Here is a 14923-nt window from a genome sequence, read left to right as displayed (position 1 = left end):
CCGACGAGGCAGAACACCTCGCCGTTCTGCACCTCCAGGTCGATGCCTCGGAGGATGTGCGCTGCGCCGTAGGACTTGTGGACGCCTTCGGCCTTCACCATGGCGGTCACCTGGGCACCTCCGGGCGGCGGAGCGTCGACAGGGTGGCCCTGACCTTCTGCCAGGGCGTGGGCGGCAGGTTCCTGGTCGCCCCGCGGGCGTAGTACCGCTCCAGATAGAACTGGCCGACGCTGAGGAGCGAGGTCAGGACGAGGTACCAGACGGCCGCGAGGAACAGCATCTCCACGGGGGAGCCCGAGGTCTGGCCGATGTCCTGCGCGTACCGCAGCAGTTCGTAGTACTGCACGGCCGCCACCAGCGAGGTGGTCTTCAGCATGTTGATGACCTCGTTGCCGGTCGGCGGCACGATGACCCGCATGGCCTGCGGGATCACGATCCGGCGCAGCGTCGCGCCGTGCCGCATTCCGAGCGCGTGGGCGGCCTCGGTCTGGCCCTCGTCGACCGCCAGCAGGCCGGCCCGGCAGATCTCCGCCATGTAGGCGGCCTCGTTGAGGCCGAGGCCGAGCAGCGCCGTGAGGAACGGCGTCATGAAGTCCGACCACTCGTCCTGGTAGACCGGAGGGAGGTTGATGTAGTCGAAGACGAGTCCGAGGTTGAACCAGACGAGCAGCTGGACGTAGACCGGGGTGCCGCGGAAGAACCAGATGTAGAACCACGCGACCGACGAGGTCACCGGGTTCTTCGACAGGCGCATCACGGCGAGGAGGGTGCCGCCGGTCACGCCGACGAGCATGGAGAGCACGGTCAGCACGAGCGTCTCCCGCACGCCCTCCAGGATGCGGTCGTCGAAGAGGTAGTCCGGTATCGCTCCCCAGTTGATCTCGCCGCGCGCGAAGGCGTAGACGATCGCCCCGAACAGGGCGAGGACCACGACGGCGGCGGCGTACCGGCCGTAGTGGCGGACCGGGACGGCCCGCACCTCGGTGCGGGGTGTGCCGGCGTCCTTCATCAGACGCCGCCGTTGACGACGGCCTTGGTGACGGCGCCGTCCCGGCCGCCCCACTTGTCCACGATCCTGGCGTACTGCCCGTTGGCGATGATCGCGTCGAGGGCCGCGGCGATGGCGTCCCGCAGCGCCGTGTCCTTCTTCGCGACGGCGATGCCGTACGGTGCGGCGTCCGTCTGCTCGCCGACCAGGACGAAGTCCTCGCCCCCGCCCGAGGTCTTCACGGCGTAGGCGGCGGCCGGGAAGTCGGAGCAGCCGACGTCCACGCCCTTGCTGCGGACCCGGGTCTGGGCCTGCGCGTCGGTGTCGTAGGCCTCGATGGCGATCGCCGGCCCGCCCCTCCCGGCGCACTTGCCGTTCTCGGACTTGAGCAGGTCGTGGGCGACGCTCCCGCGCTGGACGGCGACGGTCTTCCCGCACAGGTCCGCCCAGCCCTTGACGGATCCGGAGTGCGCCTTGCGGGCGTAGAGGGAGACCCCGGCGGAGAAGTAGTCGACGAAGTCCAGGCCCTCGCCGACCTTCTTGCCGGTGACGGCGTCGACACCGTCCTGACGGGCCTTGGTGTCGTTCATCGCCGACATGATGATGTCGTAGCGGTCGGCGCGCAGCCCGCTGACGAGGGTGTCGAAGGTGCCGTTCTCGAAGCGGAACTCCACGCCGAGCTGCTCGCCCAGGGCCTTGGCGATGTCCGGGTCGAGGCCCACGGTCGCGCCCGAGCCGTCCTTGAACTCGACCGGCGGGTAGGCGATGTCGGAGCCGACCCGGACGAAGCCGGCGGCGCGGATGTCCGCCGGGAGGCGGTCGTTCAGCGGGGCGGCGGCGGGCTTCCCCGGTGTGCCGCCCGCCGCGGTGTCGTCCCGCTGGTCGCCGCACGCGCTCGTGGCGGTGAGGGCGGCACAGGTGAGTAAGAGGGCCGTGGTACGGCGAAGAACGGAGGTGCGCACGGTCATGTCGATAGCTCCAGAGCTGTGAGCAGGGAGTAAAGAACAGGAAAGGTGCGGGTGTTGCGGGTGGGACGCCGAGCAACCTAGTCCACGCCGCTGACGGTCAACCAGGGTCTCTTGACGGGCCCTCACTGCTGCTGGTTCATTGAACCGATCAGGGAGAGACTTTTCGGTTCGCTCAACCGGAGCTGGGCCGGCTCGCCCGGAAGCCCGAGCAGAGGAGATCCCGCCATGGCCCAAGTCGCACCCGGTGCAGCCCAGTTCGCCGACGCGGCGCGTACCGCCGCCGACCGGGTCGTCGGCGCCAACAAGGACGCCGTCGTCGCCGCCGCGCGACTGATCGCGGACTGCGTGGCCGCCGGCGGGGTGATCCACGCCTTCGGGACCGGACACTCGCAGGCCGTCGCCTTCGAACTGGCCGGACGGGCCGGCGGGCTCGTGCCGACCAACCGGATCGCGCTCGTCGACCTCGTACTGCGCGGCGGCGAGGACCCGGCCGTCCTCCGTAACCCGCTGCTCGAACGCTCCCCGGGCCTCGCCGACCGGCTCTACGAGCTCGCCGCGCCCCGCCCCCAGGACCTGTTCGTCATCGTCTCCAACTCCGGCGTCAACAACACCGTCGTCGACATGGCCCTCAAGGCCACCGGCGCCGGCCACCGGCTCGTCGCCCTGACCTCCCTGGAGCACACCCACGCCGTGCCCGCCCTGCACGCGAGCGGCAGGCGGCTCGCCGACCTCGCCGACGTCGTCCTCGACAACGGCGCGCCCGCGGGTGACGCCGTGCTGCCGCTGCCCGACGGCGGCGCGCTGTGCGGGGTCTCCACCCTCACCTCGTGCCTGCTCATCCAGATGACCGTCGCCGAAGCCGTCTCCCTGCTCCTCGCCGAGGGCCACGAGCCGCCCGTCTACGTCTCCGCCAACCTCCCCGGAGGCCACGAGCGCAACGCGCTCCTCGAAGCCCGCTACGAGGGACGACTGCACCGCGGCGGCCACTGAACGCGTTTCGCACACCGGATCAATTAGGTTGGAGGGCAGCGGGGCACACACGCAGCAAGACGAGGAATGGGCGATGTCCGAGATGAATGACGCAGGCCGTACGAGGCTGAACCAGCTGCCCGAGTGGACGGCCCTCGGCAAGCACCGCGAGCAGCTGGGCGACACCCACCTGCGCGAGCTGTTCGCCGCCGACCCCCAGCGCGGCAGCGCGTACACGCTGCGGGTCGGCGACCTGTATCTGGACTACTCCAAGCAGCTGGTGACCGACGAGACGCTGGCGCTGCTGCGCGACCTCGCCGCCGCCACCGGCGTCGCCGAGCTGCGCGACGCCATGTTCCGCGGCGAGAAGATCAACAACACCGAGCACCGCGCCGTCCTGCACACCGCGCTGCGCGCCCCGCGCGACGCGGTCGTCGAGGTCGACGGCGTGAACGTCGTCCCCGAGGTCCACGCCGTCCTCGACAAGATGGCCGCCTTCGCCGACAAGGTCCGCGCGGGCGAGTGGACCGGCCACACCGGCAAGCCGATCAAGAACATCGTCAACATCGGCATCGGCGGCTCGGACCTCGGGCCCGCCATGGCCTACGAGGTGCTGCGCTCCTACACCCGGCGCGATCTGACGGTCCGTTTCGTCTCCAACGTCGACGGCGCCGACCTCCACGAGGCCGTCCGCGACCTCGACGCGGAGGAGACCCTCTTCATCGTCGCCTCGAAGACCTTCACCACGATCGAGACGATCACCAACGCCACCTCCGCCCGCAACTGGCTCCTCACCGAGCTGCGTGCCGGTCAGGAGGCCGTCGCCAAGCACTTCGTGGCCCTGTCGACCAACGCCGAGAAGGTCGAGGACTTCGGCATCGACACCACGAACATGTTCGAGTTCTGGGACTGGGTCGGCGGCCGCTACTCGTACGACTCCGCCATCGGCCTCTCCCTGATGATCGCCATCGGTCCGGACCGCTTCCGCGAGATGCTCGACGGCTTCCACCTCGTCGACGAGCACTTCCGCACCGCGCCGCCCGAGGAGAACGCGCCGCTGCTGCTCGGCCTCCTCGGCATCTGGTACGGCGCCTTCTTCGACGCCCAGGCGCACGCCGTCCTGCCGTACTCCCACTACCTGTCGAAGTTCACCGCCTACCTCCAGCAGCTCGACATGGAGTCCAACGGCAAGTCCGTCACCCGCGACGGGCAGCCCGTCGACTGGCAGACCGGACCGGTCGTCTGGGGCACCCCCGGCACCAACGGGCAGCACGCCTACTACCAGCTGATCCACCAGGGCACCAAGGTCATCCCGGCCGACTTCATCGGCTTCGCGAAGCCCGTCGACGACCTGCTGCCCGGCCTGGTCGCCCAGCACGACCTGCTCATGGCCAACTTCCTCGCCCAGACCCAGGCCCTTGCCTTCGGCAAGACGCCCGAGGAGGTACGGGCCGAGGGCGTGCCCGAGGAGCTCGTCCCGCACAAGACCTTCCGGGGCAACCACCCCACCACGACGATCCTCGCCGACGGCCTCACCCCGTCCGTGCTCGGCCAGCTCGTCGCCCTCTACGAGCACAAGGTCTTCGTCCAGGGCGCCGTCTGGAACATCGACTCCTTCGACCAGTGGGGCGTCGAGCTCGGCAAGGTCCTCGCCAAGGAGATCGAGCCGGTCCTCACCGGCGGCGAGGGCGCCGACCGGCTCGACAGCTCCACCGCGGGACTCGTCGCCGCCTACCGCTCGCTGCGCGGCCGGAACTGACCCGGTGACACGGGGGGAGGACGCGGTGACCGAGCCGCACGAGGTGAGGCTGCGCCCGCCGAGGAACGCCGTCGACCGGCGCGCGGTCGGCTGGTGGCGGATGCGGCTCCTGATCGCCACCGCCGTCCCGGTGGCCGTCCTGGCCGTGCTCGGCGCCCTCGTCGGGCCGGCCAGGACCTGGCTCCTCGCGGCGGCCGGAGGGCTCGCCGCCCTCGGGCTCGGCTGCACCGCGTTCCTCCCCGCCTGGTGGTTCCGGGTGCACCGCTGGGAGGTCACCGAGGAGGCCGTGTACGTCCGTACCGGCGCCCTGTGGCAGGAGTGGCGGATCGCCCCCATGTCACGGATCCAGACCGTCGACACCGTGCGCGGCCCGCTGGAGCAGGCCTTCCGGCTCGCCACCGTGACCGTCACCACCGCCTCCTCGAAAGGCGCGATCCGCGTCGAGGGCCTCGACCACGAGCTCGCCGCCGCACTCGCCGAACGCCTCACCGCGATCACCCGGGCCACTCCCGGGGACGCCACATGACCGCCCCCGAGGACATCGGCCCGCCGGAGGACTGGCGGCGGCTCGCGCCCCGTACGGTCCTCGCCGGCGCCGCCGTGCTGTGCGGCGTCGCCGGCGGCGCCGCACTCCCCGCCTTCCTCAGCCTGACCTCCGGCTCACGGCCGCCGTGGCAGGCCGCCGCCTGGGTGCTCGCCGGGGCCGCCCTGCTCATCGGCGGCGGCACCGCCGCCGACTGGATCCGGCTGCGCCGCACCCGCTACCGCGTCGGCACCGACCGGATCGACCTCCACACCGGGCTGCTCGTCGTCAGACGCCGTTCGCTCGCCCGCGAACGCATCCGCAGCGTCGACCTCACCGCCAACCCGCTCGAACGCCTCCTCGGCCTGGTCAAGGTCAGGATCGGCACCGGCGAGCACACCGACGGCGAGTCCACCCTCGAACTCGACCTGGTCACCGCGGCCGTGGGCGAACACCTCCGCCGCGCCCTGCTCGCCCGCCCGGCCGGTACACCCGAGGACACCGCCCACGACGGCGTCCTCGCCGCCCTCGACCCGCGCTGGATCCGCTACGCCCCCGTCTCCTTCGTCGCCCCGCTGCTGGGCGGCGCGGCGGCCGGCGCCGTCATGCAGGTCAGCGACTGGTTCGGCGCCCAGGACGAGGTCATCCACTGGATAGGGGACCGCTTCGAGGACGTCTCGCTGCCCTGGATGATCACCGACCTGGTGCTCCTCGCCACCGCCGCCGGCATGATCGGCGCACTCGGCCTGTGGGTCGAGATGTGGTCCCACTACCGACTGGAGCGCGAGCCCGGCGGCACCCTGCGGGTCCGCCGCGGCCTGCTCACCGCACGCTCGGTCTCCCTGGAGGAGCGGCGGCTGCGCGGCGTCGAACTCGTCGAGCCCCTCGGCGTACGGATGTTCCGCGCCGCCCGCGTCGACGCCGTGGCCACCGGGCTCGCCCAGGACGACGACGACAAGCACGCCGACCTCAAGAACCTGCTGCCGCCCGCGCCCAGGGCCGTGGCCGACCGGGTCGCCGCCCAGGTGCTGCGCGAGACCGAACCGCCCACCGGGGCAGCACTGGAGGCCCATCCCCGCGCCGCCCGCACCCGGCGGCTGCGCCGGGCCCTGGGGGCTTCGCTCGGCCCGGCGGCCGTCCTCGCCGCCCTGGGCGCCTGGCTCACGCCCGTCCTGCTGTACCTCGCGGCCGGCGTTGCCGTCGTCGTCACGCCGCTCGCGCTGCTCCTCGCCCTCGACGCGTACCGCAGCCTCGGACACGGCGTCAGCGGCCCCTATCTGCTCACCCGTTCGGGCAGCGTCCGCCGGTCCACGGTCGCCCTCCGGCGCACCGGAATCATCGGGTGGACCGTCCGGCAGTCCTGGTTCCAGCGCCGGGCCGGCGTCCTCACGCTCAGCGCCACGACCGCCGCCGGCGAGGGCGCGTACGACATCCGTGACGCCGGCGAGAGCCAGGGCCTGGCCTTCGCCGCCGAGGCCGTGCCCGGCCTGCTCGCGCCCTTCCTGGAAACGGCCGGGACCCCGCCCACCTAGGGGCCTGTCCGGTGGATCATGGCCGGGTCCGCGGCGTCTGGCACGGCACCTCGCCGCGTTGCCGAAACGCCCCGATAGCTCCGCTATCGAGGCGCTCCGGCGCCTTGCGATCTACCGCACCAGACGCCGCGGCCTGTCCGACCCTGATCCACCGGACAGGCCCGAACGGTGAGCGGGGCCCCGGTGACGCGTCGTCGGGCTCAGGCCGAGGACGGCGGATACAGGTCGCGCGGCAGCTCGGACGCGGCCGCCGCGTCCAGCAGCCACAGCGTCCGCGAACGCCCGTAGGCGCCCGCCGCCGGGGCCTGCACCTCGCCCGCGCCGGACAGCGCGATGGCCGCGGCCTTCGCCTTGTCCGCGCCGGCCGCGAGCAGCCAGACCTCCTTCGCCGCCCGGATCGCCGGCAGCGTCAGCGAGACCCGGGTCGGCGGCGGCTTCGGCGCGCCGTGCACGCCCACCACGGTCCGCTCGGTCTCGCGGACCGCCGGCAGCTCCGGGAACAGCGAGGCCACGTGCGTGTCCGGGCCGACGCCCAGCATCAGCACGTCGAAGGTCGGCACCCCGCCGTGGTCGCCGGGGCCGGCCGCCGCCGCGAGTTCGGCCGCGTAGGCCGCGGCCGCGGCCTCCACGTCCGAGCCGTACGGGCCGTCCGAGGCCGGCATCGCGTGCACCCGCGCCGGGTCCACGGGAACGCTGTCGAGCAGCGCCTCGCGGGCCTGGGTGACGTTGCGCTCCGGATCGCCCTCGGGCAGATAGCGCTCGTCGCCCCACCACAGGTCGAGCCGCGACCAGTCGATCGCGTCCCGGGCGGGCGCCGAACGCAGCGCCGCGAGCAGCCCGTTGCCGTTGCGGCCGCCGGTGAGGACCACCGAGGCGGAGCCGCGGGCGGCCTGCGCGTCCACGATCTTCGTGATCAGCCGGGCCGCGGCGGCCTCGGCCATCAGCTCCTTGTCGCGGTGGACGACCAGCTGAGGCGTGCTCACCTGGCCGCCGCCTTCCTGGCCGGAGCCTTCTTCGCGGCCCGCTTGGAGGTCCCCTCGGTCTCGGTGACCTCCTCGACCTCGACCACGACCGCCTCCGCCTCCGCGGCCTCCGGCTCGGGCGCGGTCGTCGCCGCCTCCTCGTCGAGCCGCTCCAGGCCGAACCGCAGCGCCGAGGCGTAGGTGTCGTCCGGGTCGAGGCGGCGCAGCTCCTCCGCGATCAGCTCGGCGGTCTCCCGGCGCTTGAGCGCCACGGCACGGTCGGGCTGGCCCTGGATGGAGAGCGTGGCGAGCGAGCCGTCGGGCCGGTCGAGCACGATCGGACCCGCGTCGGTCTCCATCCGTACGGACGTGAGGCCGGGACCCGCCGACTTGGAGCGCCGCACCGGCACCCCCAGCCGGTCCGCCAGCCACATGGCGAGCAGCTCGACGCTCGGGTTGAACTCCTCGCCCTCCACCACGGCCGAGGTGACCTTGCAGGCCACCTGGTCGAGCGCGGCCGCCAGCATCGAACGCCACGGCGTGATGCGGGTCCAGGACAGGTCGGTGTCGCCCGGGGTGTACGCGTCCGCGTGCTCGGTCAGCTCCTGGATGGGCTGCTCGGCGGCGTACGTGTCGGTGACCCGGCGCTGGGCGAGCGCGCCCAGCGGGTCGTTCGCCGGGTCGGTCGGCGCGTTGACCGGCCACCAGACGACGACGGGCGCGTCCGGCAGCAGCAGCGGCAGCACCACCGACTGGGCGTGGTCGACGACCTCGCCGTACAGCCGGAGCACCACCGTCTCGCCGGTGCTGGCGTCGGCGCCGAGGCGGACCTCGGCGTCGAGCCGCGCCTTGGCGCGGTCCCGCGGGGAGCGCGAGACCCGCTTGATGACGACGAGGGTCCGCGAGGGGTGCTCGCGGGACGCCTCGTTGGCCGCCTTCAGCGCGTCGTAGGCGTTCTCCTCGTCGGTGACGATGACGAGGGTGAGCACCATGCCGACGGCCGGGGTGCCGATGGCCCGCCGCCCGAGCACCAGCGCCTTGTTGATCTTGGAGGACGTGGTGTCCGTCAGGTCGGTCTTCATGGCCGGCGCCAGCTCCTGCCGTCTCGTGCGAGCATCTCGTCCGCCTCGACCGGACCCCAGGTCCCGGACTGGTACTGCGCGGGCTTGCCGTGCCCGTCCCAGAACTGCTCGATCGGGTCGAGGATCTTCCAGGACAGCTCGACCTCCTCGACCCGGGGGAAGAGGTTGGAATCGCCGAGCAGGACGTCGAGGATGAGCCGCTCGTAGGCCTCGGGGCTGGACTCGGTGAAGGACTCGCCGTAGGCGAAGTCCATCGACACGTCCCGGACCTCCATCTGCGTGCCCGGCACCTTGGAGCCGAAGCGCACGGTGACGCCCTCGTCCGGCTGGACCCGGATGACGAGCGCGTTCTGGCCGAGCTCCTCCGTGGCCGTCTGGTCGAAGGGGGAGTGCGGGGCGCGCTGGAAGACCACCGCGATCTCGGTGACCCGGCGGCCCAGCCGCTTGCCGGTGCGCAGGTAGAAGGGGACGCCCGCCCAGCGGCGGTTGTCGATCTCCAGCTTGATCGCCGCGTAGGTGTCGGTCTTCGACTGCGGGTCGATCCCGTCCTCCTCCAGGTAGCCGACGGCCTTCTCGCCGCCCTGCCACCCGGCCGCGTACTGGCCGCGAACGGTGGACTTGCCCAGGTCCTTCGGCAGCTTCACGGCGCCGAGCACCTTGGTCTTCTCGGCGGCCAGCGCGTCGGCGTCGAAGGAGGCGGGCTCCTCCATCGCGGTCAGCGCGAGCAGCTGGAGCAGGTGGTTCTGGATGACGTCACGGGCGGCGCCGATGCCGTCGTAGTAGCCGGCGCGGCCACCGATGCCGATGTCCTCGGCCATGGTGATCTGCACGTGGTCGACGTACGACCGGTTCCAGATCGGCTCGAAGAGCGTGTTGGCGAAGCGGAGCGCCAGGATGTTCTGGACGGTCTCCTTGCCGAGGTAGTGGTCGATGCGGAAGACCGCCTCGGGCGGGAAGACCTCGTGGACGACCTCGTTGAGCTCCTTGGCGGAGGCCAGGTCGTGCCCGAAGGGCTTCTCGATGACCGCACGGCGCCACGAGCCGTTCTTCTGGTCGGCCAGGCCGTGCTTCTTGAGCTGCTGGACGACCAGGGGGAAGAACTTCGGCGGCACGGAGAGGTAGAAGGCGAAGTTGCCGCCCGTGCCCTGCGCCTTGTCCAGCTCCTCGATGGTGGCCTTCAGCTGCTCGAACGCGTCGTCGCTGTCGAAGTCGCCCTGGACGAAGCGCATCCCCTGGATCAGCTGCTGCCACACCTCCTCGCGGAACGGGGTGCGGGCGTGCTGCTTGACCGCGTCGTGGACCTCCTGGGCGAAGTCCTCGTCCTGCCACTCACGGCGGGCGAACCCGATGAGGGAGAAGCCCGGCGGCAGCAGACCACGGTTCGCGAGGTCGTACACGGCGGGCATCAGCTTCTTACGGGACAGATCGCCCGTGACACCGAAGATCACCAGACCCGACGGCCCCGCGATGCGCGGGAGCCGTCGGTCTGCGGCGTCACGGAGCGGGTTGGCTCCGGTGACTGCGCTCAAAGTGGTTACGCCTCCGAAGGTGCGAGGCGCTGCAGCTCCGCCTCGGTGGACTTGAGCAGGTCGTTCCAGGAGGCCTCGAACTTGTCGACGCCCTCGTCCTCCAGGAGCTGGACGACGTCGTCGTACGAAATGCCCAGCGCGGCCACGTCGTCGAGGAGCGAGCGGGCCTCGTCGTACGTGCCGTGGATGGTGTCGCCGGTGACCTCGCCGTGGTCGGCGGTGGCCTCCAGGGTCGCCTCCGGCATGGTGTTGACGGTGCCCGGGGCGACCAGGTCCACCACGTACAGGGTGTCCTTGTACGCCGGGTCCTTCACACCGGTCGAGGCCCACAGCGGACGCTGCTTGTTGGCCTGCGCCTTGTCCAGGGCCGCCCAGCGCTCGGAGCCGAAGACCTCCTCGTACGCCTGGTAGGCCAGACGCGCGTTGGCCAGCGCCGCCTTGCCCTTGAGGCCCTTGGCCTCGTCGGTGCCGACGGCGTCCAGGCGCTTGTCGATCTCGGTGTCCACGCGGGACACGAAGAAGGACGCCACGGAGTGGATCTTCGACAGGTCCAGGCCGCGCTCGCGGGCCTTCTCCAGACCGGCCAGGTAGGCGTCCATGACCGCGCGGTAGCGCTCCAGCGAGAAGATCAGCGTCACGTTCACGCTGATGCCGAGGCCGATGACCTCGGTGATCGCCGGCAGACCCGCCTTGGTGGCCGGGATCTTGATGAGGGTGTTGGGCCGGTCCACCAGCCAGGCCAGCTGCTTGGCCTCGGCGATGGTGGCCGCCGTGTCGTGGGCCAGCCGCGGGTCGACCTCGATCGAGACCCGGCCGTCCTGGCCCTGGGTCGCGTCGAAGACCGGGCGCAGGATGTCGGCGGCGTCCCTCACGTCAGCCGTCGTGATCATGCGGATGGCCTCGTCCACGGTCACCTTGCGGGCGGCGAGGTCGGTCAGCTGCTGGTCGTAGCCGTGCCCCTCGGAGATCGCCTTCTGGAAGATCGACGGGTTGGTGGTCACACCCACGACGTGGCTCTGGTCGATGAGCTCGGCCAGGTTGCCGGACGTGATCCGCTGACGCGAGAGGTCGTCCAGCCAGATCGCGACGCCTTCGTCGGAGAGGCGCTTGAGAGCGTCTGTCATGAGAATTGCATCTCCATTAAGTCGTACGTACGCGCGCGTATTCGCGTCAGCGCGCGGCGGCGTCCAGGGATTCCCGTGCGGCGGCGACGACGGCCTCCGGGGTGAACCCGAACTCACGGAACAGGACCTTGGCGTCGGCCGAGGCGCCGAAGTGCTCGAGGGAGACGATGCGGCCGGCGTCACCCACGTACTTGTGCCAGGTCAGGCCGACACCGGCCTCGACCGCGACACGCGCCTTCACCGACGGCGGCAGGACGGAGTCCCTGTACTCCTGGCCCTGCTCCTCGAACCACTCCACCGACGGCATCGAGACCACGCGGGTCGGGACGCCGGCGGCCTGCAGCTGCTCCCGGGCCTCGACGGCCAGGTGCACCTCGGAACCGGTCGCGATGAGGACCACCTCGGCGGCAGTGCTCTGCCCGGAGGGGCCTTCGGCGTCGAACAGCACGTAGCCGCCCTTGGCCGCGTCCTCGTTGGGCTCGTAGGTCGGCACGCCCTGACGGGTCAGCGCCAGGCCCACCGGGGTGCCCTTGCCGTAGACCTTGGTGTGGCGCTGCATGATCTCGCGCCAGGCGATCGCCGTCTCGTTGGCGTCGGCCGGGCGGACGACCGCCAGGCCCGGGATCGCCCGCAGCGAGGCCAGGTGCTCCACCGGCTGGTGGGTCGGGCCGTCCTCGCCGAGACCGATCGAGTCGTGCGTCCACACGTACGTCACCGGCAGGTGCATCAGCGCGGACAGGCGCACGGCGTTGCGCATGTAGTCGGAGAACACCAGGAAGGTGCCCCCGTAGACGCGCGTGTTGCCGTGCAGGGCGATGCCGTTCAGCTCCGCGGCCATCGCGTGCTCGCGGATGCCGAAGTGGATCGTCCGGCCGTACGGGTTCGCCTCGGGCAGCGGGTTGCCCTCCGGAAGGAAGGAGGACGACTTGTCGATCGTGGTGTTGTTCGAGCCGGCGAGGTCGGCCGAGCCGCCCCACAGCTCCGGGATCACCGTGCCGAGCGCCTGGAGCACCTTGCCGGACGCGGCACGCGTCGCGACGCTCTTGCCCGCCTCGAAGACAGGGAGCTTCTCGGCCCAGCCGGCCGGCAGCTCGTTGGCCTGGATGCGGTCGAACTCGGCCGCGCGCTCCGGGTTGGCGGTGCGCCACTCGGCGAGCTTCTTCTCCCACGCGGCGCGGACCTCGCGGCCACGGTCGCCGAGCCCGCGGGTGTGCGCGATGACCTCGTCGGAGACCTCGAAGCTCTGCTCCGGGTCGAAGCCCAGGACGCGCTTGGTGGCCGCCACCTCCTCGTCGCCCAGGGCCGAGCCGTGCGCGGCCTCGGTGTTCTGGGCGTTCGGGGCCGGCCAGGCGATGATCGAACGCATCGCGATGAAGGAGGGACGCTCGGTCTCGGCCTCGGCGGCCTTGATCGCCGCGTACAGGGCGGCCGGGTCCAGGTCGCCGTCGGCCTTGGGCTCGACGCGCTGGACGTGCCAGCCGTACGCCTCGTACCGCTTCATCGTGTCCTCGGACACGGCGGTCTCGGTGTCGCCCTCGATCGAGATGTGGTTGTCGTCCCACAGCAGGATCAGGTTGCCGAGCTTCTGGTGACCGGCGAGCGAGGACGCCTCGGCGGAGATGCCCTCCTGGAGGCAGCCGTCACCGGCGATCACGTAGATGTGGTGGTCGAACGGAGAAGCGCCCTTCGGGGCCTCCGGGTCGAACAGACCGCGCTCGAAGCGGGCGGCCATCGCCATGCCCACCGCGTTCGCGACACCCTGGCCGAGCGGGCCGGTGGTGGTCTCCACGCCCTTGGTGTGCCCGTACTCCGGGTGACCCGGGGTCTTCGAGCCCCACGTGCGGAAGGACTTCAGGTCGTCCAGCTCGAGACCGAAGCCACCCAGGTAGAGCTGGGTGTACAGGGTCAGGGACGAGTGGCCGGCGGAGAGGACGAAGCGGTCGCGGCCCACCCACTCCGGGTCGGCGGGGTCGTGGCGCATCACCTTCTGGAAGAGGGTGTACGCGGCGGGCGCCAGGCTCATGGCCGTGCCGGGATGGCCGTTCCCGACCTTCTGTACGGCGTCAGCGGCCAGGATGCGGGCGGTGTCCACGGCCCGCTGGTCCAGTTCGGTCCACTCGAGGTCTGTGGTCGTCGGCTTAGTGCTCACCCTGAGTCAGGGCTCCTCTCCGCATGTCTGTAGCCGGTGACTGAGGGTGTCCCGGCGTTGTCGAGCCTACCCCCGAAAAACGCCCCTCTTTTCGGGCCCACGCCCCTCAAATGAGCGCACACAGCAAGACTGCCGCCGCCCGTGGGAGTTCGCCTCCCGAGCCGGTGCGCGGCTCGTGTCCACCCCTTGGGACGCACCCTCGGGTGAGCCCCGCCAACACGACCCCACCCCCGCGAAGATCGGCGTATGGGCAACGTCTACAGTGGCGTGGTACGCGCAAGTCTTCACCCCGTCTTCATCCGGGGAGCTTGCTGGGAATTTCTCTGTCAGGGGTGTGCGTGACGGCCGTCGAGTCCCGACCCGCAGGGGTCGTCTTGACTCCCAGCCCGGGGGGCCATCGGCCGTTCGGGGCCCGCGTCAAGGCATTCGTGGCGCTGACCAAGCCGCGGATCATCGAGCTGCTGCTCATCACCACCGTGCCGGTGATGTTCCTCGCCGAACAGGGCGTGCCCGATCTGTGGCTGGTCCTCGCCACCTGCTTCGGCGGCTACCTGTCCGCGGGCGGCGCGAACGCGCTCAACATGTACATCGACCGCGACATCGACGCGCTGATGGACCGCACGTCGCAGCGACCGCTGGTCACCGGCATGGTCTCGCCGCGCGAGGGCCTGGTCTTCGGTCTCACGCTCGCGGTCGTCTCGACCCTCTGGTTCGGCCTGCTGGTCAACTGGCTGTCCGCCTGGCTCTCCCTCGGCGCGCTGCTCTTCTACGTCGTCGTCTACACGATGATCCTCAAGCGCCGCACCGCGCAGAACATCGTCTGGGGCGGCATCGCGGGCTGCATGCCGGTGCTCATCGGCTGGTCCTCCGTCACCGACTCGATGTCCTGGGCCGCCGTCGTCCTCTTCATGGTCATCTTCTTCTGGACGCCGCCGCACTACTGGCCGCTGTCGATGAAGGTGAAGGAGGACTACGCGCGCGTGGGCGTGCCGATGCTCCCGGTCCTCGCCTCCAACAAGGTCGTCGCCAGGCAGATCGTGATCTACAGCTGGGTCATGGTGGCGGTCTCCCTGCTGCTCACCCCGCTCGGCTACACCGGCTGGTTCTACACCGCCGTGGCGCTGCTCACCGGCGGCTGGTGGCTGTGGGAGGCGCACGCGCTCCTCAACCGCGCCAAGGCGGAGGTGACCGGCGCGAAGCTCAAGGAGATGCGCCTGTTCCACTGGTCCATCACCTATGTCTCGCTGCTCTTCGTGGCAGTCGCGGTGGACCCCTTCCTGCGCTGACCTCCCGCACCGAACCCTCCCGGCCGACGGCCGGGGCGCGTGGCCCACGCCA

12 protein-coding genes and 1 pseudogene are annotated in these 14923 nt (G+C 71.2%); 5 read left to right on the top strand and 8 right to left on the bottom strand.

The genetic code is table 11. From position 1 onward, the window contains the following. From ACFVGS_RS22665 to ACFVGS_RS22655, 3 genes and pseudogenes are all read right to left on the bottom strand, one after another. Positions 1 to 110, bottom strand: a pseudogene (locus ACFVGS_RS22665) (ectoine/hydroxyectoine ABC transporter ATP-binding protein EhuA); the annotation flags it as partial. Beyond that, entirely contained in the window at positions 107 to 1009 is a 903-nt protein-coding gene (locus ACFVGS_RS22660) for an amino acid ABC transporter permease (RefSeq protein WP_384421899.1), read from the bottom strand. The gene ACFVGS_RS22660 and the pseudogene ACFVGS_RS22665, both read right to left, overlap by 4 nt. After that, entirely contained in the window at positions 1009 to 1956 is a 948-nt protein-coding gene (locus ACFVGS_RS22655) for an ABC transporter substrate-binding protein (RefSeq protein WP_384421901.1), read from the bottom strand. The genes ACFVGS_RS22660 and ACFVGS_RS22655 overlap by 1 nt, the downstream gene beginning before the upstream one ends. A 225-nt stretch (positions 1957 to 2181) precedes the next feature. Between ACFVGS_RS22655 and ACFVGS_RS22650 the strand changes: the two genes are divergently transcribed. From ACFVGS_RS22650 to ACFVGS_RS22635, 4 genes are all read left to right on the top strand, one after another. Then, positions 2182 to 2946, top strand: coding sequence for a sugar isomerase domain-containing protein (locus tag ACFVGS_RS22650; RefSeq protein ID WP_385693455.1), 765 nt, complete (start codon positions 2182 to 2184; stop codon positions 2944 to 2946). Between the two features lie 82 nt (positions 2947 to 3028). Beyond that, complete coding sequence (pgi, locus tag ACFVGS_RS22645) at positions 3029 to 4684, top strand: glucose-6-phosphate isomerase (RefSeq protein ID WP_385693461.1); 1656 nt, start codon at positions 3029 to 3031, stop codon at positions 4682 to 4684. 100 nt (positions 4685 to 4784) lie between these two features. Next, positions 4785 to 5210, top strand: a complete 426-nt coding sequence (locus ACFVGS_RS22640; protein ID WP_385693460.1) for a PH domain-containing protein — start codon at positions 4785 to 4787, stop codon at positions 5208 to 5210. Then, positions 5207 to 6739 (top strand): PH domain-containing protein, encoded by a 1533-nt coding sequence (locus ACFVGS_RS22635; RefSeq protein ID WP_384421904.1) that lies wholly within the window; start codon positions 5207 to 5209, stop codon positions 6737 to 6739. Before ACFVGS_RS22640 ends, ACFVGS_RS22635 begins: the two co-directional genes overlap by 4 nt. 200 nt (positions 6740 to 6939) lie before the next feature. Here ACFVGS_RS22635 and pgl read toward each other — a convergent pair whose 3' ends face one another. Genes pgl through tkt form a run of 5 tightly spaced genes read right to left on the bottom strand, consistent with a single transcriptional unit; the run spans position 6940 to position 13585 of the window. Next, entirely contained in the window at positions 6940 to 7722 is a 783-nt protein-coding gene (gene pgl / locus ACFVGS_RS22630) for a 6-phosphogluconolactonase (RefSeq protein WP_384421906.1), read from the bottom strand. Further along, a complete protein-coding gene (gene opcA, locus ACFVGS_RS22625; RefSeq protein WP_385693454.1) occupies positions 7719 to 8783 on the bottom strand; it encodes a glucose-6-phosphate dehydrogenase assembly protein OpcA in 1065 nt (354 codons plus the stop codon). Before opcA ends, pgl begins: the two co-directional genes overlap by 4 nt. Further along, positions 8780 to 10312 (bottom strand): glucose-6-phosphate dehydrogenase, encoded by a 1533-nt coding sequence (gene zwf / locus ACFVGS_RS22620; protein ID WP_384421911.1) that lies wholly within the window; start codon positions 10310 to 10312, stop codon positions 8780 to 8782. Before zwf ends, opcA begins: the two co-directional genes overlap by 4 nt. Positions 10313 to 10317: 5 nt before the next feature. Beyond that, positions 10318 to 11436, bottom strand: coding sequence for a transaldolase (gene tal / locus ACFVGS_RS22615; RefSeq protein ID WP_384421912.1), 1119 nt, complete (start codon positions 11434 to 11436; stop codon positions 10318 to 10320). 46 nt (positions 11437 to 11482) lie between these two features. Then, positions 11483 to 13585, bottom strand: a complete 2103-nt coding sequence (gene tkt / locus ACFVGS_RS22610) for a transketolase (RefSeq protein ID WP_384421914.1) — start codon at positions 13583 to 13585, stop codon at positions 11483 to 11485. A 332-nt stretch (positions 13586 to 13917) separates the two neighbouring features. Between tkt and ACFVGS_RS22605 the strand changes: the two genes are divergently transcribed. Next, positions 13918 to 14871 carry a heme o synthase gene (locus ACFVGS_RS22605; protein ID WP_384421923.1) on the top strand — a complete coding sequence of 318 codons (954 nt, stop codon included), beginning with the start codon at positions 13918 to 13920 and terminating at the stop codon, positions 14869 to 14871. The last annotated feature ends 52 nt before the right edge of the window (positions 14872 to 14923 follow it).

This window comes from Streptomyces sp. NPDC127114, from assembly GCF_042677525.1.
In the GTDB taxonomy this organism is placed as follows: Bacteria; Actinomycetota; Actinomycetes; order Streptomycetales; family Streptomycetaceae; genus Streptomyces.
The sequence above is the reverse complement of the archived record's forward strand: the minus strand, read 5'-3'. Positions and strand labels throughout refer to the sequence as shown.